Genomic DNA, 20,203 nt, shown 5'->3' on the forward strand with positions numbered 1-20,203 from the left:
CACTTAAACGCCTGCGGGGTTCGCGACGTCCTGACCCAAATCCTTTAGATCCTGGTAGCGATCGCTGATCCGGTGGTGCGGGCGCCCGCCGACCGAGGCACCGAGCGCAACCACGATCTCGTCGGCCGCCGGCGCATCCGGGATCGACGTCTGGATCGTCATGTAATGCGAGCGACGGCCTTCGTCGTTTTTGTCCATCAGCGGAATCATGATCGGCGCGTTGGCCGGACCACGTGTGTTGCAGAAAGCGAGATAGGACTTGGCGCCGACCGCGGTGCGGAAATGGTTGCCGAAGCGCAGCGTATGGATCAGCGCCGAAGCGTGCTCGATCTCACCGTCAAGGCCGACGACCGCAGCCTTACCATAGCCTTCCACCGCTTCGCCGGACCCTACTGCTTCGATGATCATGCGGGTGAGCAATTCACCGAGGACCGGTGCTGCGGCATGGATTTCTGGCTTCAGATTTTCGACGAAGCCGCGGCCCGCCCAGGGGTTCTTCACGACGGCAAAGGCCGAAAAAAACTTGAGCGGCGTCGGAGCGGCGCGACCGCCCTCGATCAGCGTCGTCTCGATCTGAACAAGTGTCTTACGGATTTCGATGCTCATAATGGCTCCCTCATTCCTGTGCTTTATGTTATGGTATGCCATCATACGTTCCAGTCAAGTGCATTCGTTCTCCGGGTGCGAATTTCTCCGCATTTGAGCGATGCAAAGCACTCGAACATTGAGACGCTTCCATATCAGAGCGCATACCGACGCCGCATTTGCGCTTCGTCCGGTAAATCTACACTGTGAATTGTTCGAGGCCGCTTGGCCGGCATGCAGTGCCCCAGCATGATCACTTCGCGCGCGGGCCTGTCATCTGGCGCTTCTGCGACCCGCGGCAGCTCATCGCCGGTTAGCTTCAGTGCCGACAGTCCAAGCGTCTCCGAATGCGGGTTTCCGCTGAGATTCACCAAAGCTTCCGATGCGTGGGTGGAGGTCGATGCCGGTATAAACGTCGACCCGGGACAGGCAGGTCGTCGTCATCGTAATCTGCGATCGCGGCCGCTGGCAGGGCCGCCGCGCCGAGGATCAGCATCTGTTCCTGCCCGACCATATCGGCGAACACAGCGTAAACGAGACTTTCGATCCGATTCCGCTGTAGTGCGGATGGCAATGACCGGCATGACGACAGCGTCGACGATCCGCGGCACTTTCAGCGACGGCAGCGCATCGCCAATGGTGGCGACGATCGCCGCAGCCTTGGCCGTATGCAATGCCCCGCCAAGCGCGACCAGACCGTCCTGTCATGCCAGCCGCGGCGAAGGGATTGCCGCAGAAACCAGCGGCATAGAAAGCCATCTCGGCAAGTTCCCGCATTTCACCGAGTTCTCAGACCTGTCTTTGCAATGGCATGCCATCATACAGATTGAGTTTGGGCGTGACTCAAACCATGTCTGCCAGTAGCAATTATTATTATTCCCGACGCCCATTATACTGTAGCGGAGCGCCGCTTGCTTCGTCACTCGGCAGCAAAATCAGTCAATTTTCGGCTGAGCTGATAGTACGGCTTCCGCGATGGCAGAGGCTCGGGTGACGTGGTCGATGGCGGCCTTGTAGGCTGCGTTTCCATCCCCAGTGCGGATCGCCTCGACGATCCTCTCCATCTGCGCCGGTCCCTCGATATGACGGTTTTCGGTCTTGATCGTCATCGAACGGAGATGGTTGATACGCACCGTCAGGGAATTCACCACGCCCCAGGCAACAGTGCGGTCGACTTTGCTGAACAGCGTCTGATAGAAGGCCGAAGTGTTTGCCAGAACGCCGGGCATGTCTCTGCCGCTATAGGCTTGCCGGATGCCGGCAAGCGATTTTTCCAATTCCGTGACAATCTCGGGATCGCGCCTCTCGGCGCAAAGACGCGCCGCCATCCCTTCGAGCGCGCCGCGAATTTCATAGATCTGGCGCGCTTCGTTGAGGTCGAGCGTGGCGACGATCGGGCCGCGATTGGCGAGGCTTGCAACCAAGCCTTCCGATTCGAGATGGCGCAGGACTTCGCGCACAATAGTGCGGCTGACATCCAGTTGCCCGCACAGGTCCCGTTCCACCAGCCGGTCGCCAGGCTTGAAGCGACCGCTGACGATCGCCTCGCGCAGGTTGTCGAGCGCCAGTTCGCGCAGGGTCTTGGAGGGTCTTTCAACTTTCATGGTAGCGCCTGAGTTCACCGCACGTTCCGTTCTCAACACTGCGTCACGCGCCATCCTTTGAGAGTTAAGTCTGGAACCTTGCGGTGTAAACTTGTATTATGGCGTACCAAAAACATAGCGGCAGTTGTGCGTGAAAGCAACCGCTAAACAATTGATTAGTGTTAGCGTCAACCCACAATGCGAAACGGTTGGACCATCAGCCCATTCGCTCGGAGGCATAGCTGCCCGGGCTTGGTGGAAAGACCACGGTGCGGTTGCCGTTCAGAAAGGTACGATGGTGGATATGAGCGTGGATAGCGCGGGCCAGAACCTGGGCCTCGACATCACGACCAAGCGAGACATAATCCCCGGCGGACTGCGCATGGGTGATGCGCACCGTGTCCTGCTCGATGATCGGGCCTTCATCGAGATCGGCGGTTACATAGTGCGCCGTGGCGCCGATCAGCTTCACGCCCCGCTGGTAAGCTTGTTTGTATGGGTTGGCGCCCTTGAACGAAGGCAGGAAAGAGTGGTGAATGTTGATGATCCGGCCGGACATCTGCTGGCACATGCGGTCGGACAGGATCTGCATATAGCGGGCAAGCACGATCAGCTCGGTGCCTGTGCTTTCGACTAGGTCCATGATCCTGGCTTCCGCATCGGGCTTGTTCTCCTTCGTCACCGGAATGTGGTGGAAGGGAATGTCGTGGTTGACGACGACCTTCTGGTAATCGAAGTGGTTAGAAACGACGCCTACAATGTCGATGGGCAGGGCGCCGATCTTCCAGCGATAGAGCAGATCGTTCAGGCAGTGACCGAAGCGCGACACCATCAGCAGCACCTTCATCCGGCCGGTCTGATCGTGCAGATCCACGTCCATCTCGAACTTTTCCGCAACCGGCTTCAGGCCGCTTTCGAGATCCGCAGCTGGCTTTCCCTGCTCGGAAATGAAGGAAACCCGCATGAAGAACTTTCCCGTCCCGAGATCATCGAACTGCGAACTGTCGATGATGTTGCACCCCATCTCGGCAAGCAGGCCCGAAATGGCGGCCACAATGCCACGGGTGGACTTGCAGGTCACGGTTAGGACATAGGTCGTCATGGCGAGGCTTTCTATACGATTTGAAAAATACCCGCGCCTATGAAACGCAGGGAGTGGGCCGCATCGATCCGAACGGAACGGGGCGGCTGGGAAAGCTAGATGTCGAGCGTGGTCGCGCGTTCCCAGTCGGTGAACTGCGAGCAATAAGTGTTCCACTCGCCGTGTTTCAGCTTGAGATAGGCTTTAGAGAAATCCTTGCCCAGGGCGATCTGAAGCTCCTCGTCCTTCTCATATTCGCGCAGCGCGTCGAGCAGATTGAGAGGCAGCTTCGGCCCGTCGGTCACCGTCTGACCCTCGCGGTACATGTCGATATCGTGATGCGGACCAGGGTCTGCTTTGGAGCGCATACCCGAGAGGCCAGCCGCGATGATAATCGCCTGCAAAAGATAAGGGTTGACCGCACCATCAGGCAGGCGCAGCTCGAAGCGTCCTGGACCCGGCACGCGCACCATATGGGTGCGGTTGTTGCCGGTCCAGGTGACCGTGTTCGGTGCCCAGGTCGCGCCTGAAATCGTGCGCGGCGCGTTGATGCGCTTATAGGAATTGACCGTCGGGTTGGTTACGGCGGCAAGCGCGGACGCATGCTTCATGATGCCGCCGAGAAAGGTCTTGCCCTGCGCAGAGAGACCAAACGGCATCTCCTTGTCGGCAAAGGCATTCGTCCTGCCTTCGATATCCCAGACCGAGATGTGCGCGTGGCAGCCGTTGCCAGTCAGGCCCTTGAACGGCTTCGGCATGAAGGTCGCCTTGAGGCCATGCTTTTCGGCGATCGACTTGACCATGTATTTGAAAAAGGAATGCTTGTCGGCGGTCTTCAATGCATCGTCATATTCCCAATTCATCTCGAACTGGCCGTTGGCGTCCTCATGGTCGTTCTGGTAGGGCTTCCAGCCAAGCGCCAGCATGCTGTCGCAGATTTCGGCGATGACGTCGTAGCGGCGCATCAGCGCCTGCTGATCGTAGCAGGGCTTTTCAGCCGTGTCGTACTCGTCGGAAATCTTCGCTCCATCAGGCGTGATCAGGAAGAATTCCGGTTCGACACCGGTCTTCACCCGCAGCCCTTGGCTTGCCGCCTCGGCGATCAGCTTCTTCAGCACGACGCGCGGCGCCTGACCGACCGGCTTGCCGTCCATGACGCAATCGGCGGCAACCCAGGCGACATCCTTCTTCCAGGGAAGTTGAATGACCGAATCCGAATCCGGCACGGCGAACAGATCAGGATGCGCCGGTGTCAGATCGAGCCAGGTCGCAAATCCCGCGAAGCCGGCGCCATCCTTTTGCATGTCGGCGATCGCTTCGGCCGGCACCAGCTTGGCGCGCTGGCCGCCGAACAGGTCCGTGTAGCTGATCATGAAATACTTGATGTCTTTTTCGGCGGCATACTGAGAGAGGTCCAGTGTCAATGTCGTTCCCTTTGTTCTTGAATCTCAGACACTTTTGTTGGAAAAGCCGGGCGCCTCCTCCCAAACGCGCCCGAACTTCGGATCAAAAACCGGCCTTGCCGGGATACCAGGAGGTGCCTGCAAGCGGCACTTGTGCCATCGCCGCGGCTTCCATGGTCAGAGCGCAGAGGTCTTCCGGCTCAAGATTGTGCAGGTGGTTCTTGCCGCAGGCGCGTGCGATGGTCTGCGCTTCCAGCGTCATCACCTTGAGATAGTTGGCCAGACGGCGACCGGCGGCGACCGGATCGAGGCGGGCTGCGAGCTCCGGATCCTGTGTGGTGATGCCGGCCGGGTCCTTGCCTTCGTGCCAGTCGTCGTAAGCGCCGGCCGTGGTGCCCAACTTCTGGTATTCGGCTTCCCACTTCGGATCATTGTCACCGATCGCCACAAGTGCCGCCGTACCGATCGCGACTGCGTCAGCACCGAGCGCCATTGCCTTGGCGACGTCGGCGCCGGAGCGGATGCCGCCCGAGACGATCAGCTGTACCTTGCGGTGCATCCCGAGATCCTGCAGGGCCTGAACAGCCGGGCGGATACAGGCGAGGGTCGGCATGCCGACATTCTCGATGAAGACGTCCTGCGTGGCAGCCGTACCGCCCTGCATTCCGTCGAGCACCACGACGTCGGCTCCGGCCTTCACGGCAAGTGCCGTGTCATAGTAGGGGCGGGCGCCACCGACCTTGATGTAGATCGGCTTTTCCCAGTCGGTGATCTCACGCAGTTCGAGGATCTTGATTTCCAGATCGTCCGGGCCGGTCCAATCGGGATGACGGCAAGCCGAGCGCTGATCGATGCCCTTCGGCAGGTTGCGCATGTTGGCAACGCGGTCGGAGATCTTCTGGCCGAGCAGCATGCCGCCGCCGCCAGGCTTGGCGCCCTGCCCGACGACCACTTCGATGGCGTCGGCGCGACGCAGATCTCTGGGGTTCATGCCGTAGCGCGAGGGAAGATACTGGTAGACGAGCGTCTGCGAATGGCCGCGCTCCTCGTTTGTCATGCCACCGTCGCCCGTGGTGGTCGAGGTTCCTGCGATGGTAGCGCCGCGACCGAGCGCTTCCTTGGCATTGCCGGACAGCGCTCCAAAGCTCATGCCGGCAATGGTAATCGGCGTCTTCAGCGTGATCGGCTTCCTGGCAAAGCGGGTGCCGAGCGTCACCGTCGTATCGCATTTCTCGCGATAGCCCTCGAGCGGGTAGCGGGAGATCGAAGCGCCGAGGAACAGCAGGTCGTCGAAATGGGGAACCTTGCGCTTGGTGCCGGCGCCGCGGATGTCGTAGATGCCGGTAGCGGCGGCGCGACGGATTTCCGCCATCGTCGCATCGTCGAACGTCGCCGACTTGCGCGGAGGGGTATGGGGGTTGTGATAGCTCATGATCGTCCCTCGCTCAGTATGCGTCTGCGTTGTCGATGTTGAAATTGTAGAGCTTGCGCGCCGAACCGTAGCGCTTGAACTCATCCGGCCGAGCGTCGGCTATGCCGGCCTTTTCGAGAAGCTCGGCGAGCTTTTCCAAATGTTCCGGGCGCATCTCCTTCTCGATGCAATCGGAACCAAGGCTCTTGACGGTGCCGCGTACGAAAAGCTTTGCTTCGTATATGCTGTCGCCCAATGCATCGCCGGCATCGCCAAGCACGACGAGATGACCGGACTGGCCCATGAAGGCGGACATATGGCCGATCGAGCCGCTGACGACGATGTCGATGCCCTTCATCGAGATGCCGCAGCGCGATGCGGCATTGCCCTTGATGACGAGCAGGCCGCCCTGGCCGGTTGCGCCGGCATATTGCGAGGCATCGCCCTCGACAACGACGGTGCCCGACATCATGTTCTCGGCGACACCAGGTCCCGCTGAACCATGCACGGTCACGGTGCCGCCATCGTTCATGCCAGCGCAGTAATAGCCGACGGAGCCGCGGATCTCGACCTTGACGGGGCTGTCGATACCAACGGCGACGGCATGACTGCCGCGTGGATTCACGACTTCGAAGGCGGTGTCGTTGGCGCCGGCGGAGAGACGGTGCAGCGCGCTGTTGAGGTCACGCAGAGGCGTGTTGGAAATGTCAAATGTCGGCATGATCTCAGGCAGCCTTCTCGTGATCCCAGAAATAGACGGTGGCCGGCTCGGGCTCCCATACACGGGCGTTTTCGATACCGGGAAGATTGACCAGCGCGCGGTACTCCGACCCGAAAGCGACATACTGGTCGGTCTCGGCCATGACTGCAGGCTTGCAGGCGATCGGATCGCGAACGACGCCGAAGCCGGACTTGGTGCCGACGACGAAGGTGAAGAACCCGTCCAGATCATCCAGCGCACTTTCGAGCGCCTGGCCGAGATCCTTGCCCTTGGCCATTTCGGCCGTGAGATAGGCGGCGGCAACTTCCGAGTCGTTCTGGGTTTCGAACGTCATGCCCTCACGAACGAGTTCGCGGCGCAGATTATTGTGGTTGGAGAGCGAGCCATTATGCACCAGGCACTGATCGGCGTCCGTCGAGAACGGATGCGCGCCAAGAGTCGTCACTGCCGATTCCGTCGCCATGCGGGTGTGGCCGATGCCATGCGTACCGGACATGGTGCGGACGTCGAAACGGGCGACGACATCCTTGGGAAAACCTGTTTCCTTGTAGATTTCGACGCTTTCGCCGGATCCCATCACTCGCACGGACGGACGAACGCGCGACAGCGCATCGCGCACGCTACCGATCTTATCAGCGGGAATGTCGAGGACCGCGTGCGTGCTCTTGACGACGACGGATGCATCGACACCCTCATTTCTCAGCGCGTCCGCAAGGCCGGCAAAATCGACCGACGGATCGGCCGACTGGATCGTCACCTTGGCCCGGCCGCCGGCGGCTCCGCCGTAAATGGCGATGCCGGCAGAGTCTGGACCGCGGTCGGTCATGACGATCAACATATCGGAAAGCAGCGTACCGAGCTGCGGTTCCAGGCTTTTGTCCTTAAGGAATAGTCCAACAATGCCGCACATAACGGGCGCCTCCATTCGTTGCTGAATGAAGAGCTAGCAAGTGGATGGAGGGAAATCAACTCAAAAGAATATTTTTTTCCTTAAAGGAATATTTCGGCGTCGCATTGAGCATACTGCCTAGATTTTATCCGATTTTTCCGGCGGCACGCCGTCGGTTTGGGCATGCTGCGGATAGATGGCATCTAGGCCTTGTCGCGTTTCGGGTACGAGATGATCGAGAGATATCGACAGGGCAGCCTTACGAGTTCTTCGGGGCCATGGGGCGCATCGGCATCGAAGAACAGGCTGTCTCCCGGCTTCATTTGATAGAGTTGGTCGCTATGACGATAAACGACCTCCCCTTCGAGCATGTAGAGAAACTCCATTCCATCATGCTGGAACGTGGGAAACACATCTGATTCCGCCGTCAACGAAATGAGATACGGTTCGACCGTCACACCACTGGAATTGTTGTCTATATGGCCGAGAAGACTGTACTGGTGGCCGGCGCGAGTGCCGCGACGCTCGATATTCACCCCTTCGCCGGCCTTTACGAAGATCGCGTTGCGTGGCTCTTCGAACCGGCGGAAAAAAGCAGTAAGCGGCACGCCAAGCGCCTTCGAGAGTGACTGCAGGCTCGTTAGCGAGGGCGAGATATTGCCGTTTTCGATCTTGGACAACATACCCACGGATATGCCGGTCGCCGTGGATAGATCGGTCACCGTGATACCGAGCGCCTTTCGATAGGTGCGTACCTCGTGGCCGATCGCCATTTCAAGATTGTTTTCGCGCGCCTCGCGGGTCGCATGGGGATCTTGGGATAATGCTCCCGCAGCGGACGCCTGATTTACCGCGTCGTTGGATCTGTCCCCACCCATGTCTTCACCCCATATTTGTTCATCGAAAGACATTCCTTAAAGGAATAATCTTTTTATTCAGAGGAAATCTTCTCGCGTAGCGCGTAAGGCGTTGCCTGGAAGCGCGCTTTGAAAGCGCGTGAGAAATGTCCCGCACTGGAAAAACCGCAGGCAAAAGCAATTTCGCCCACCGACAGGGGACTTTGCTCCACCAGCCGCCGGGCGTGGTCGAGGCGGATGTCGCGATAGGTCTCCAGGAACCCCTTGTCGAGATTCTCGGAGAACAGCCTGTCCAGATGTCGGGTGCTGACGCGGACTAGCTTCGCCATTTCGCGGCGTCCGAGCGGATGCTCGATCGAAGCCTCCATTTTCTCCAGAACCGCCAGCAACGCCGGATGGTGCGTGCCGAAACGCTCCGGCGCCGAACCGCGCTGCGGCGCGCCCGGTTCGGCCACCGCCGTATGCAGATACCAATCGCAGACACGGCGCGCAAAATGCGATCCCATACGCTCGGAGATCATTGCATGCATCATATCGAGCGGCGCGATGCCGCCCGCACACGTCACCCGGTCACCATCGATGACGTAGCGCGCCTGGCGCGGGGAAAGATGGGGAAACGCCTCGCGCAATACACCGGCATGCTCCCAGTGGATGGTGAAGTCGCGATTGTCGAGAAGACCGGCCGCGGCCAGCACATAGGCGCCACTGGAAATGCCGCCGATCCGCACACCCTGCCGACTGAGCTTGCGCAACGTGCCATGGCCAGCCTCGGCTGGAAGCCAATCGCGCGGTGAGCCGCCGGCGCAAACGAAGATCGTGTGGCAGGATGGGCCGCCCTCCGCCAAAGCCGCACATGCGACCGACAGGCCCGACGAATTGAGGACGGCGTTGCCGTCCACCGATAGCTGCACGACATCATAAAGGTCGGTACCGGCGATCAGATTGGCGGCGCGCAATGGCTCGGTTGCCGACGCGTAAGACATGAGCGCGAAATTCGGCACCAGGAGCAAGCCTATTCTCTGCGTGTTTTTGGTGTCAGGCGGCCTCATGGCCCACTTTTACATTTATTCGTCTCTTTTCTGCAAGTCAGAACCTGCATGACGCTTCTATCCTGCAAGCATATTATCGAGGTACGCCGATGCGCTATTCCGCTCTTTCGATCTTTCTGAACGGCCTGAAGGGCAACAAGTCGTGGAGTGCCGCATGGCGCAACCCGCAGCCCAAGCCGCATTACGACGTGATCATCGTCGGGGGCGGCGGCCATGGGCTGGCCACCGCCTATCATCTCGCCAAGGAATACGGCATCACCAATGTCGCCGTCCTCGAGAAAAGTTACATCGGTTCCGGCAATGTCGGCCGAAACACCACCATCATTCGCTCGAATTACCTGCTCGAGGGCAACAATCCCTTTTACGAGTTGTCGATGAAGCTCTGGGAAGGACTGGAGCAGGATTTCAACTTCAATGCCATGGTTTCGCAGCGCGGCGTCATCAACCTCTACCATTCCAATGCCCAGCGAGATGCCTATACGCGTCGCGGCAACGCCATGCGGCTCCACGGCGTCGATGCCGACCTCCTTGATCGCCAGGCGATCAAGTCCATGTTGCCCTTCCTCGATTTCGACAACGCCCGCTTCCCGATACAGGGCGGCCTCATGCAGCGCCGCGGCGGCACCGTGCGTCATGACGGCGTGGCCTGGGGATATGCACGTGGCGCCGATATGCGGGGCGTCGATATCATCCAGAATTGCGAAGTCACCGCCATCCGCCGCGAGAACGGCCGCGCCGTCGGCGTCGAGACGACGAAAGGCTTCATCGGCTGCGGAAAGCTCGCTTTGGCTGCGGCGGGCAACTCGTCCCGCGTCGCCGAAATGGCTGGCCTAAAGCTGCCGATCGAGAGCCATGTGTTGCAGGCATTCGTTTCGGAAGGCCTGAAGCCCTTCATCGACAATGTCGTCACCTTCGGCGCCGGGCATTTCTACGTGTCCCAGTCGGACAAGGGCGGCCTCGTCTTCGGTGGCGACATTGACGGTTACAATTCTTATGCTCAACGCGGCAACATGGCGACGGTCGAGCATGTCGCCGAGGCAGGCAAGGCGATGATCCCGGCGCTGTCGCGCGTGCGCGTCCTGCGTTCCTGGGGCGGCATCATGGACATGTCGATGGACGGCACACCGATCATCGACAAAACGCCGGTCGACAATCTCTATCTCAATGCCGGCTGGTGCTATGGCGGCTTCAAGGCGACGCCTGCCTCCGGTTTCTGCTTCGCCCATCTCCTCGCCAGGGACACACCGCATCCGACGACCCGCCAGATGCGGCTCGACCGCTTCGAACGGGGTTACCTGATCGACGAAAAGGGCCAGGGCGCCCAACCCAATCTGCACTGATCCGCCGGACCCAAGGATACCGACATGGCCAGCCTCGTCACCTGCCCGCACTGCGGCGCAAGACCCAAGGAAGAATTCACCGTTAAGGGTGCGGCGCTGAGCCGGCCGGCGCCGGATGCGCCGCAGGAGACCTGGTTCGACTTTGTGTATCTGCGCGACAATCCGCGTGGGCGCTACGACGAATACTGGCACCACACATCCGGATGCCGGCGTTGGCTCGTGGTGACACGCGATACCGCCACCCACGAGATCTACCAAAGCCAGGACGCGGCAGGCCGCCGCGAGGTGAACGCATGACCCCCTATCGTCTCGCTGCAGGCGGCCTCGTCGATCGCTCGAAGCCCCTTTCCTTCTCTTTCGACGGACAGCGTCTGATCGGCCTTGAAGGCGACAGTCTGGCCTCGGCGCTTCTGGCCAATGGCCGGTTGCTCGTCGGCCGCAGCTTCAAGTACCACCGGCCGCGCGGCATCCTGACCGCAGGCGCTGCGGAGCCGAACGCGCTGATGACCATCGGCCAGGGTGGACGCACGGAGCCGAACACCCGCGCTACCATGCAAGAATTGTATCAGGGTCTCGAGGCGAAGAGCCAGAACCGTTGGCCTTCGATCGATTTCGATATCGGCGCGATGAACAGCCTGCTGTCGCCCTTTCTCGGCGCCGGCTTCTATTACAAGACCTTCATGTGGCCGGCTGGCCTCTGGGAAAAGCTTTACGAACCATTCATCCGTCGCGCCGCGGGCCTTGGCCGGGCAACCTACGAGGCCGATCCCGACGCCTACGAGAAGGCATGGGCGCATTGCGACCTGCTGGTGATCGGCGGCGGGGCTGCAGGCCTTGCGGCAGCACTTTCGGCGGGCCGCGCAGGCGCGCGCGTGATCCTTGCCGACGAACACGCGCAGCCGGGCGGCGGACTGCTGGCCGAAACCGCGACCATTAACGGCAAGGGCGGCCCCAGCTTGGTTGCAGGACTGCTGGCCGAACTGGCCTCTCTTCCCAACGTGACCCTCATGCCGCGCACCACGGTGTTCGGCTGGTATGACGGCAATGTCTTCGGTGCCGTGGAACGGGTGCAGAAGCATGTCGCTGTTCCGGCAGCGCATCTTCCGGTCGAACGGCTGTGGCGCATCGTGGCCAAGCAGACGCTTCTGGCAACCGGCGCGGAAGAACGGCCGCTGGTCTTCGGCGGCAACGACATTCCCGGCGTGATGATGGCCGGCGCCATGCGTATCTATCTCAACCGTTATGCCGTTGCGCCGGGCCGCAGCGTTGCGATTTTCACGACCAATGACAGCGGCTATGCGCTGGCGCGCGACCTGGAGGCCTTCGGCATTCGTCCGGTGGCGATCATCGACAGTCGGCCCGGCCCTGCCCCCGCCTCCTATTCCGGCAGCACGCGCATTATCTTCGGCGGTGTGGTCAGCGACGCAACGGGCGGCAAAACCTTGTCGGCAATTACCGTTAACAGCGGCAATGGCAGGGAAGTGTTGAAAGTCGACGCACTTGCCATGTCAGGCGGCTTCAGCCCGATCATCCATCTTGCCTGCCATCGCGGCGGCAAACCACAGTGGTCCGAAAATCACGCCGCCTTCATGGCACCGTCCAGTCTCGATGGCCTCGCGCTCGCAGGGGCATGCGCCGGCGTCGACGGTATCGTCGCCTGCCTTGAGGATGGCGCGAGCAAGGGAGGGGCACTTGTCGAAGCGCTCGGCTTCCGCACTGAAAGCCCTCGGTTCGGCAGCGTGTCGGGCGAGATTGCGCCGGCTCCGGCAAAGCCGCTCTGGACCATTGCCGGCATCACCGGCAAGGCCTTCGTGGACTACCAGAACGACGTCCACAAAAAGGACCTCGGGCTTGCGGTGCAGGAAGGTTACGGCCACGTCGAACTTGCCAAGCGCTACACGACCAACGGCATGGCGACCGATCAGGGCAAACTGTCCAACGTCAACGCTATCGCACTTCTTGCCGAGGCACGTGGCGTGTCGCCGGCCGAAGTCGGCACGACGACCTTCCGACCCTTCTATACGCCCGTCTCCTTTGGCGCGCTGACCGGTTCCTCGCACGGGCACCATTTCCAGCCGGTGCGCAAATCGCCGCTGCATGACTGGGCACAGAAGAACGGCGCAGTCTTCGTCGAGACGGGGTTGTGGTATCGCTCCTCCTGGTTCCCGCGCGCAGGGGAAACCGGCTGGCGCGAAAGCGTCGATCGAGAAGTGAAGAACGTGCGAATTAACGCCGGCCTCTGCGACGTTTCGATGCTCGGCAAGATCGAAATCACCGGAGGCGACGCCGCCGAATTCCTCAACCGCATCTATTCCAACGCCTTTCTCAAACTGCCGGTCGGCAAGGCGCGCTATGGCCTGATGCTGCGCGAAGACGGGATGATCTATGACGATGGCACCATCAGCCGTCTGGACCAAACTCGCTACTTCATGACCACGACCACGGCCTACGCTGCCGGTGTGATGAATCATCTGGAATTCTGCGCGCAGGCCTTGTGGCCGGACCTCGACGTGCGTCTCGCATCGGTAACCGATCAATGGGCACAGATGGCGATCGCCGGCCCGAAATCGCGAGCGATCCTGCAGCAGATCGTCGACACGGACATTTCGAACGAGGCTTTTCCATTCCTCGGCGCTTCCGAAGTTTCGCTTTTCGGCGGGCAGTTGCATGGCCGGCTGTTTCGCATCTCGTTTTCGGGCGAACTCGCCTACGAACTGGCGGTGCCGGCCGGCTATGGCGAGGCTGTCGCTGACGCAATTATGGAAGCTGGACGCGACCACGGCATCCAACCCTATGGGATCGAGGCGCTTTCGGTTCTGCGCATCGAGAAAGGCCACGTCACGCACAACGAGATCAACGGCACGGTCGTGCCCGGCGATCTCGGCTTCGGCAAGATGGTCTCGGCCACCAAAACGGATTTCATCGGCAGGCGGATGTTGACACGCGACGGTCTGAATGATCCACGCCGCCACCAGTTGGTCGGCGTCGTGCCGGTCGACTCGGCGGCAAGTTTTCGCAGCGGCTCTCACATCCTTGGCAAGGACGTGGAAGCCACCCTTGAAAACGACCAGGGCTACGTCACCTCAAGTTGCTATTCGCCGCATCTCGGTTCGACGATCGGCCTCGCCCTCGTGCGTCGCGGCGCCTCCCGGCATGGCGAAGAGGTGCAGGTATGGAACGGCCTGCAAGGCGAATTCACCGCCGGCCGGCTGTGCAGCCCCGTCTTCTTTGATCCAGACAATACGAAACTGTACCTTTGAGCCTGGGAGATCGGCATGACCGAATATCGCATCACCCTCCGTCCCGCGCTGGCCGGAAAACCGGCCGTGATCCGCAATGGCGTCAGCATAGAGGCACTGCCCGAAGGGGCCTTGCTTCATCTCCTCGGCAATCCTTCTGCATCTGCCATGCCTGGACATGACGTAGACACGACAGTGGCCGGACTGTCGCTGCGGCCCGTATCGCCCGGCCAGTGGTTTGCCGTCGGAGAGACAGCCTTGCCGCGGACAACGCTCGCCGCACTGGAAACGGCCGTGAAGGCGAAGGCCGACATCGTCGATCAAAGCCACGGCCGCGTCAGGATCCTCCTAAGGGGGCCGATGGCCGTCAAGGTCCTGGCCAAGGGCACGGCTGTCGATCTCGCACTCTCAGCCTTCCCCGTTGGGCAAACGGCGACAACGCTGATCGGCCATATCGCAGCGCATTTAACGCGTACCGGCGACGATGCCTTCGAGCTGATCGTATTGCGCGGGTTTGCCGAAAGCCTTTGGGACGATCTGGCACGCATGAGCCTTGAATTTAGCTGAAGTCGGAAGAACAGACATGACAATGATCATTGATGGCAAGGCCACCGCGGCTTCCGTCATCCAATTGGTTCAAGCGTCTCACGCGTCGCTGCTGGCCGCGACGGGCCAGCAGGCTGGTCTCGCGGACATCATCGTCGGCGATGATCCGGCAAGCCATACCTATGTCGGCGCAAAGGGACGGATGGCAAAAGAATGCGGCTTCAGGTCAGTTTAGCACACGCTGCCGGCGGAGACAGTCGATCCGCCCGGAAAAAGACGTCGACGGCCTGCATGTCGTCAATGCCAGAAAGCTAGCCACAGGCGATCTTGCGACGGGGCTGGTCTCGTGCACGCCGGCAGGCGCAATGCTGCTTTGTTGAAACAATCCAAGGCCGCGATCTGTCGGGCCTGAACGCCACAGTCAAAGGGCGCTCAAATCTATTTGGCGAACCGATGGCGCAGCTGCTGCTGAATCCTAATGCGACGGTGACCATCGCACATTCGCGCAGTGGAGACCTTATGGAAATCTGACGCAGCGCGGATATTGGGTGCGGCCGTCAGCCCGCCGGAAATGGTTAAGGCGCATTGGCTGAAAATCAACGCAACGATGATTTATATCGGCATCAACCGCGTTCCAGCACCTCAAAAAGGTCGAGGGCAACACCCGTCTCGTCGGCGACGTTGCCTTTTACGGAAGCCGAACAGGTAGCCTCGGTTATCACCCTCGTTCCGGGTGGGTCGGCCAGATGACGATCGCGATGCTTCGCCACTACGTGATTGCTGCTCACCGCACCGCGGGTCAGACGCTCCGAGGATCTGACATTTCCGTCAAGCGCGATGTCATGGATGCAGGTTAGACCAGTAAACCGTCACCCAGCGGAAACTCTCAGGTTGAGAGAAGTCGAAGACAAATTTCCGAACCAGACGCATAAATGAATTTTTCATATTTCCCCGCCATCTGCATACGATGAGACCAAAGTGAAATGGACTATGATTGATCATCATAGCCATAAACGTCAGCGGAAAGTCGCATCCGCGCCGCAGCGACGGTTATTAAATGGCACTAGCGGTCAGCGATAACACCAAGAAGTATAGCCTCTCGGCTCAGATCTCGCGTTCAACTCTAGCTATAGGCAAGCTGTTCGCGCAAGCCCAATTCGCCACTGGGGCATGGACCGGCGTCTGCTGAGCTTGCTTGCCTAGCCAGTGCGCCCAGCTTGTAGAGCCTTTTCTACGCTCGATCCCGCTTTGGCCATTACTGCGAAGCAGTCTCAAGACATACCTCAACCGAGAAATCGCCAAAAGGCAAAACAATCGTTTGCAATCGAATGCAAACGATTGTATTAAGTTCCTTAACCCAGCCATGGTCGTAAAAATTTTTGGATTATGTCGATGCCAGGACCCTACGTGGCGCCCATGCGCGCAGATGAGAAACTTCCAGAAAAAGTAGATATTGTGGTCATCGGCGGGGGCATCGTCGGCGCCTCCACCGCGTTGGAACTTTCCGAGATGGGTCTTTCGGTCGCACTCTGCGACAAGGGAGGGGTTGGCCAGGAACAGTCCGGACGCAATTGGGGTTGGGTCAGGCTGTCGCGGCGCGATATCCGTGAGATGCCACTCATGCTGGAGGCCACGAAGCTCTGGTCGAACATGGCGGAGCGTACGGGAACAGACGTCGGATATCGCAAGACTGGCATCGTGTTCACAACGAGTTCTCGTGCACAGCAGGATCTTTACAAGAAGTATCACGATGAGCTTTCCGCCTTCGGCGTACACAGCAAGTTGCTGAGTGCTGCGGAAGTCAAGGCGGCATATCCTGATCTCGATCTCCCGTTGTCGGGCGCGCTTGTGACGCCTGACGACGGCCGCGCCGAGCCACAGCTCGCGACAGTCGCCATTGCACAGACCGCCCAACGGAAGGGCGCCAATATCCTAGTCGAATGTGCAGTCCGGGGGCTCGAACTCGCGGCTGGCAAAGTAAGCGGCGTCGTCACCGAGCGAGGCACAATCAGATGCTCTTCAGTTGTTCTCGCAGCTGGGGTCTGGAGCAACTTTTTCGCCCGCCGCTACGGGATCGACATTCCTCAGCTCAATGTGATGGCTTCGGTTCTCAGAACGAACCCGATCGAAGGTGGTCCTGAACAGGCGATCTGGTGCAAGGACTTTGCGCTACGAAAGCGCCTTGACGGCGGATACACGATCGCATCCGGGCATGAAAATGTTGTCCACCTTGTTCCGAGGTCATTCAAATATCTCGTCGACTTCCTTCCAGCACTAAAATCGGATTGGCATTCGCTTAATTTCCGGCCATCGCTTCGGTTCTTCAAGGATATCCGCGATGCTGGTCTCAAACCGCTCGATGAGCCAAGCGCCTTCGAATACACGCGCACCCTTGATCCAGTTCCCTACAAGCGGTTGGCAGACGGCGCTCTCGATGCGCTTGGGAAAGTCTGGCCTGTTTTCCGGGGCGCCACCATCGCGCAGCGGTGGGGTGGATACATCGATATCCTGCCAGACGCCGTTCCAATCATCGACAAGGCTGAGAAGATTCCTGGACTTTGCATCGCTACTGGCTTTTCCGGCCATGGGTTCGGCATCGGTCCCGCAGCGGGAAAGCTGATGGCCGAAATCGTTGCAGGTAAAACAACCTGCGTAGATGCGAGAAACTTTCGGCTTGCCCGGTTCAGCGATGGAACCAAGACCGTTCTGTCCCCGGATCTAAGGCCAGGAGACATCCAGCAACCCGCATAGGCGAGCGGAAGCAACACAACCAAAACTCAAATCACCAAGGAGAGAGGGACCGTAATGACTGATACTGGGAATAGCGCAGAGTTCAACAGACGCCACGTGCTCGGCATGATGCTTGCAGGTGGAGTTGCGGGAGTGTTTGCTCCTTCGATCCTTGGGCGCGATCGCGCATTTGCCAAAGGCGGAACCCCATCTGGCCAGATGATCATCGGCTTCTCGCAGGAGCCGACAGTTTTCAACCCGCACCTCATGCACATCGAGGTCGACGACGGTCTTCACTACACACTTTTCGACACGCTGTTCGTCGCCAAGCCCGACAGCACTTTCGAAGCCTCCCTTTGCGCCGAGATTCCGACGGTGGAGAATGGCGGAATTTCCGCGGACGGCCTACAGTGGAAGGTGAAGCTTCGCGACGACGTGAAGTGGCACGACGGCAAACCGTTTACGGCTGAAGACGTGAAATTCACGCTTGAGCTTATGGTCGATCCTGCATTCAACGCATGGCGCCGTACTGGCTTCACCTTGGTGAAGGATATCAAGGTCATATCGCCGATAGAGCTGACCTGGACGATGGAGAAGCCGTTCGCGCCTTTCCCATCTATCCTAGCTGCCACCTTCATCCTGCCGAAGCATGGGTTCGATGGCGTCACGGACAAGAACACGGCTCCGTTCAACAATGCGCCGATCGGAACTGGTCCGTTCAAGCTCGCCAATCGCATTCCGGGCGACAGGATCGAGTTCGAAGCCAACACCGATTACTTCCGCGACGGTCCGTACCTCGAAAAATTCATCATGAAGTACATTCCGGACATGACCGTCCTCTACACCCAGTTCCAAACCGGTGATATCGATGTTGTTGGTCTCGCGTGGATTTCTCCTGACAACTACGATGAAGCGAAAAAGCTCCCCGACCGCGTTGTCGAAGTGATGCCCTCGCCCGCCGTCGAATGCTTCGCGTTTAACCTTACCCATCCAGTTCTCAAGGATCAGGTGGTGCGCCAGGCGATCTATTCCTGCCTGGACAAGGCTACCATTATCGACCAGCTTTACTATGGTCTGCCGATAGCGACAGAGAGCTTCGTTCCGCAGCAGTCGTACTACTACAACCCGGATCTTCCGAAGCACGAGTTCAGCGTTGAAAAGGCTTCGGCCGCGCTCGAGGCCGCTGGATGGGTCGCCGGACCTGACGGAATCCGGAGCAAGGATGGGCAGCGTCTCTCCTTCACCAACTCCACGACCACCGGAAACCACCTGCGCGAACAGTTCCAGCAATTCCTCCAGCAGACTCTGGCGATGGCAGGCATGGAGATGAAGATCTCCAACATGCCGTCAGCAGTTCTGTTCGGTGATTTCTGGCTGCTCTCGAAATTCGAAAGCGTGCTGCACGGCGAGGGCTACCTGACGGGCGCCGATCCCGACACATCGAACTATTTCATGTCGACGGCCAGCGCTGCCAAGGGCGGCTCCGGATTGAACTTCTGGCAGTTCTCGAACCCCGAAGTCGACGACCTGCTGACGAAGGGCGCGACAACATTTGTCGCCAAGGACCGCCGCAAGATCTATTTCCGCCTCCAGGAGATCATCCGAAGCGAGCTGCCATTCCTGCCGCTCTATCAGCGTGTCAACGTCAGCGGTCACAAGGCAGGCGTTGAAGGCGTGACAGCAAACGTCAACAGCCGCGTGGACAACTGGAACATCAACGCCTGGCGCAAGAGCTAATTCGTAGCTCCCGGCAGGAGCATGGTTTTCTGCCGGGAGCCTCTCATGCGCATCGCAACCGCTTATTAGAAGATCACGATGGCACTGTTTCTCCTACGCCGATCGATCCAGAGCCTGGGGCTATTGCTTCTGGTATCCGTGATTGGCTTTTTCATCCTTCACCTCGCTCCCGGCGGCCCTCTCTCGCAATACATGTCAACGCCTGGCATGACGGCAGAAGCAATCAATCGTGTCAAAGAGAGCATGGGCCTCAACAGACCTCTGCCGATCCAATATCTCGACTGGTTGAGCCACCTTCTTACAGGTGACTGGGGGAAATCGTATCGAGACGGTCGCAGCGTGCTTCTCGTCATCGGCGGACATATGGGAGCAACACTGCTGCTAATGCTCACGGCAATGGCGGTGGCGATTGTTGCGGGCGGACTCGTCGGAGTGTTTGGCGCTGTCCGGCAGAGGTCCGCCTTTGACTACGTCACCTCGATGATCGCGATGGTGGCGTTGTCGATCCCGACGTTCTGGTTTGGCTTGGTCGGTATCTATTTCTTCTCGGTCCAGCTCGGTTGGCTGCCAGCTGGCGGCATGTACACCATCGGGAACGGATCGATCGGAGATATTGCGATCCACCTCGTGATGCCTGTCGCAGTGCTCGCCCTTGTAAACATAGCAGTCTGGAGCCGCTACATGCGGACTGCCACACTCGAAGTGATCAATCAGGACTTTGTCCGGACGGCCCGCGCGAAGGGTCTCGCTCCGACACTCATTCTTCGACGGCACATCCTGCGGAATGCACTTCTTCCGATGATCACTTTGATCGGGCTCCAACTTCCAGGACTGATCGGCGGCGCGCTTGTCACCGAGACGGTGTTCACCTGGCCGGGCGTTGGTCGGCTCTTCCTGGATAGCCTCGGATACAAGGATTATCCAGTGATCATGGGGCTGCTCATGTTCTCCGCAATCCTGACGATCGTTGGGAACCTGCTTGCTGACATTTTTGTCGCCGCAGCTGACCCCCGCATTAGAAATCAGTGAGGA

General features: G+C 59.5%; 18 protein-coding genes and 1 pseudogene. 9 read left to right on the forward strand and 10 right to left on the reverse strand.

Annotation, left to right across the window (positions count from 1 at the left end; genetic code table 11):
- Positions 1-3: 3 nt before the first annotated feature.
- Positions 4-606, reverse strand: coding sequence for an amino acid synthesis family protein (locus ACIQUB_RS22935; protein ID WP_402932576.1), 603 nt, complete (start codon positions 604-606; stop codon positions 4-6).
- Between the two features lie 134 nt (positions 607-740).
- Positions 741-956 carry a hypothetical protein gene (locus tag ACIQUB_RS22940; protein WP_402932579.1) on the reverse strand — a complete coding sequence of 72 codons (216 nt, stop codon included), beginning with the start codon at positions 954-956 and terminating at the stop codon, positions 741-743.
- A 202-nt stretch (positions 957-1,158) separates the two neighbouring features.
- Between ACIQUB_RS22940 and ACIQUB_RS22945 the strand changes: the two genes are divergently transcribed.
- Positions 1,159-1,449 (forward strand): hypothetical protein, encoded by a 291-nt coding sequence (locus ACIQUB_RS22945; RefSeq protein WP_402932582.1) that lies wholly within the window; start codon positions 1,159-1,161, stop codon positions 1,447-1,449.
- A 71-nt stretch (positions 1,450-1,520) separates the two neighbouring features.
- Here the strand turns inward: ACIQUB_RS22945 and ACIQUB_RS22950 are convergent, their stop codons facing one another.
- From ACIQUB_RS22950 to ACIQUB_RS22985, 8 genes are all read right to left on the reverse strand, one after another.
- The gene (locus tag ACIQUB_RS22950; protein WP_402932585.1) at positions 1,521-2,189 is read right to left on the reverse strand and encodes a GntR family transcriptional regulator; all 669 of its coding nucleotides are present in this window, start codon (positions 2,187-2,189) and stop codon (positions 1,521-1,523) included.
- A 196-nt stretch (positions 2,190-2,385) separates the two neighbouring features.
- Positions 2,386-3,270, reverse strand: coding sequence for a formyltetrahydrofolate deformylase (purU, locus tag ACIQUB_RS22955; protein ID WP_402932588.1), 885 nt, complete (start codon positions 3,268-3,270; stop codon positions 2,386-2,388).
- 95 nt (positions 3,271-3,365) lie between these two features.
- On the reverse strand, positions 3,366-4,673 hold the full coding sequence (glnT, locus tag ACIQUB_RS22960; RefSeq protein ID WP_402932591.1) for a type III glutamate--ammonia ligase: 1,308 nt from the start codon (positions 4,671-4,673) through the stop codon (positions 3,366-3,368).
- An 82-nt stretch (positions 4,674-4,755) separates the two neighbouring features.
- A complete protein-coding gene (locus ACIQUB_RS22965) occupies positions 4,756-6,084 on the reverse strand; it encodes an FMN-binding glutamate synthase family protein (protein WP_402932594.1) in 1,329 nt (442 codons plus the stop codon).
- A 13-nt stretch (positions 6,085-6,097) separates the two neighbouring features.
- Positions 6,098-6,784, reverse strand: a complete 687-nt coding sequence (locus ACIQUB_RS22970; RefSeq protein WP_402932597.1) for a protein GlxC — start codon at positions 6,782-6,784, stop codon at positions 6,098-6,100.
- A gap of 4 nt (positions 6,785-6,788) precedes the next feature.
- Complete coding sequence (locus ACIQUB_RS22975; RefSeq protein WP_402932600.1) at positions 6,789-7,694, reverse strand: glutamine amidotransferase family protein; 906 nt, start codon at positions 7,692-7,694, stop codon at positions 6,789-6,791.
- 182 nt (positions 7,695-7,876) lie between these two features.
- Positions 7,877-8,551, reverse strand: a complete 675-nt coding sequence (locus tag ACIQUB_RS22980) for a helix-turn-helix domain-containing protein (protein ID WP_402932602.1) — start codon at positions 8,549-8,551, stop codon at positions 7,877-7,879.
- Positions 8,552-8,604: 53 nt separating this feature from the next.
- Positions 8,605-9,579, reverse strand: a complete 975-nt coding sequence (locus ACIQUB_RS22985; protein ID WP_402932605.1) for a GlxA family transcriptional regulator — start codon at positions 9,577-9,579, stop codon at positions 8,605-8,607.
- 89 nt (positions 9,580-9,668) lie between these two features.
- Between ACIQUB_RS22985 and ACIQUB_RS22990 the strand changes: the two genes are divergently transcribed.
- From ACIQUB_RS22990 to ACIQUB_RS23025, 8 genes and pseudogenes are all read left to right on the forward strand, one after another.
- Positions 9,669-10,919 carry a sarcosine oxidase subunit beta family protein gene (locus ACIQUB_RS22990; RefSeq protein WP_402932608.1) on the forward strand — a complete coding sequence of 417 codons (1,251 nt, stop codon included), beginning with the start codon at positions 9,669-9,671 and terminating at the stop codon, positions 10,917-10,919.
- Between the two features lie 24 nt (positions 10,920-10,943).
- Positions 10,944-11,216 (forward strand): sarcosine oxidase subunit delta, encoded by a 273-nt coding sequence (locus ACIQUB_RS22995; RefSeq protein WP_402932611.1) that lies wholly within the window; start codon positions 10,944-10,946, stop codon positions 11,214-11,216.
- Positions 11,213-14,179 carry a sarcosine oxidase subunit alpha gene (locus ACIQUB_RS23000; protein ID WP_402932614.1) on the forward strand — a complete coding sequence of 989 codons (2,967 nt, stop codon included), beginning with the start codon at positions 11,213-11,215 and terminating at the stop codon, positions 14,177-14,179. Before ACIQUB_RS22995 ends, ACIQUB_RS23000 begins: the two co-directional genes overlap by 4 nt.
- A gap of 15 nt (positions 14,180-14,194) precedes the next feature.
- Positions 14,195-14,725 carry a sarcosine oxidase subunit gamma family protein gene (locus ACIQUB_RS23005; RefSeq protein WP_402932617.1) on the forward strand — a complete coding sequence of 177 codons (531 nt, stop codon included), beginning with the start codon at positions 14,195-14,197 and terminating at the stop codon, positions 14,723-14,725.
- A 16-nt stretch (positions 14,726-14,741) separates the two neighbouring features.
- Positions 14,742-15,561, forward strand: a pseudogene (locus ACIQUB_RS23010) (tetrahydrofolate dehydrogenase/cyclohydrolase catalytic domain-containing protein).
- A gap of 535 nt (positions 15,562-16,096) precedes the next feature.
- A complete protein-coding gene (locus tag ACIQUB_RS23015) occupies positions 16,097-17,455 on the forward strand; it encodes an NAD(P)/FAD-dependent oxidoreductase (RefSeq protein WP_402932620.1) in 1,359 nt (452 codons plus the stop codon).
- A 54-nt stretch (positions 17,456-17,509) separates the two neighbouring features.
- Positions 17,510-19,171 carry a peptide ABC transporter substrate-binding protein gene (locus tag ACIQUB_RS23020; RefSeq protein ID WP_402932622.1) on the forward strand — a complete coding sequence of 554 codons (1,662 nt, stop codon included), beginning with the start codon at positions 17,510-17,512 and terminating at the stop codon, positions 19,169-19,171.
- 78 nt (positions 19,172-19,249) lie between these two features.
- Positions 19,250-20,200 (forward strand): ABC transporter permease, encoded by a 951-nt coding sequence (locus tag ACIQUB_RS23025; protein WP_402932624.1) that lies wholly within the window; start codon positions 19,250-19,252, stop codon positions 20,198-20,200.
- Positions 20,201-20,203 lie beyond the last annotated feature (3 nt).

It is taken from the genome of Rhizobium sp. NPDC090275, from assembly GCF_044772225.1.
In the GTDB taxonomy this organism is placed as follows: domain Bacteria; phylum Pseudomonadota; class Alphaproteobacteria; order Rhizobiales; family Rhizobiaceae; genus Rhizobium.

What these genes read in the sequence shown, in the direction of transcription:
- ACIQUB_RS22935 (WP_402932576.1), bottom strand. Translation starts at nt 606, where the DNA reads ATGAGCATCGAAATCCGTAAGACACTTGTTCAGATCGAGACGACGCTG.
- ACIQUB_RS22945 (WP_402932582.1), top strand. Translation starts at nt 1,159, where the DNA reads ATGACCGGCATGACGACAGCGTCGACGATCCGCGGCACTTTCAGCGAC.
- ACIQUB_RS22950 (WP_402932585.1), bottom strand. Translation starts at nt 2,189, where the DNA reads ATGAAAGTTGAAAGACCCTCCAAGACCCTGCGCGAACTGGCGCTCGAC.
- purU (WP_402932588.1), bottom strand. Translation starts at nt 3,270, where the DNA reads ATGACGACCTATGTCCTAACCGTGACCTGCAAGTCCACCCGTGGCATT.
- ACIQUB_RS22965 (WP_402932594.1), bottom strand. Translation starts at nt 6,084, where the DNA reads ATGAGCTATCACAACCCCCATACCCCTCCGCGCAAGTCGGCGACGTTC.
- ACIQUB_RS22970 (WP_402932597.1), bottom strand. Translation starts at nt 6,784, where the DNA reads ATGCCGACATTTGACATTTCCAACACGCCTCTGCGTGACCTCAACAGC.
- ACIQUB_RS22975 (WP_402932600.1), bottom strand. Translation starts at nt 7,694, where the DNA reads ATGTGCGGCATTGTTGGACTATTCCTTAAGGACAAAAGCCTGGAACCG.
- ACIQUB_RS22980 (WP_402932602.1), bottom strand. Translation starts at nt 8,551, where the DNA reads ATGGGTGGGGACAGATCCAACGACGCGGTAAATCAGGCGTCCGCTGCG.
- ACIQUB_RS22985 (WP_402932605.1), bottom strand. Translation starts at nt 9,579, where the DNA reads ATGAGGCCGCCTGACACCAAAAACACGCAGAGAATAGGCTTGCTCCTG.
- ACIQUB_RS22990 (WP_402932608.1), top strand. Translation starts at nt 9,669, where the DNA reads ATGCGCTATTCCGCTCTTTCGATCTTTCTGAACGGCCTGAAGGGCAAC.
- ACIQUB_RS22995 (WP_402932611.1), top strand. Translation starts at nt 10,944, where the DNA reads ATGGCCAGCCTCGTCACCTGCCCGCACTGCGGCGCAAGACCCAAGGAA.
- ACIQUB_RS23000 (WP_402932614.1), top strand. Translation starts at nt 11,213, where the DNA reads ATGACCCCCTATCGTCTCGCTGCAGGCGGCCTCGTCGATCGCTCGAAG.
- ACIQUB_RS23005 (WP_402932617.1), top strand. Translation starts at nt 14,195, where the DNA reads ATGACCGAATATCGCATCACCCTCCGTCCCGCGCTGGCCGGAAAACCG.
- ACIQUB_RS23015 (WP_402932620.1), top strand. Translation starts at nt 16,097, where the DNA reads ATGCCAGGACCCTACGTGGCGCCCATGCGCGCAGATGAGAAACTTCCA.
- ACIQUB_RS23020 (WP_402932622.1), top strand. Translation starts at nt 17,510, where the DNA reads ATGACTGATACTGGGAATAGCGCAGAGTTCAACAGACGCCACGTGCTC.
- ACIQUB_RS23025 (WP_402932624.1), top strand. Translation starts at nt 19,250, where the DNA reads ATGGCACTGTTTCTCCTACGCCGATCGATCCAGAGCCTGGGGCTATTG.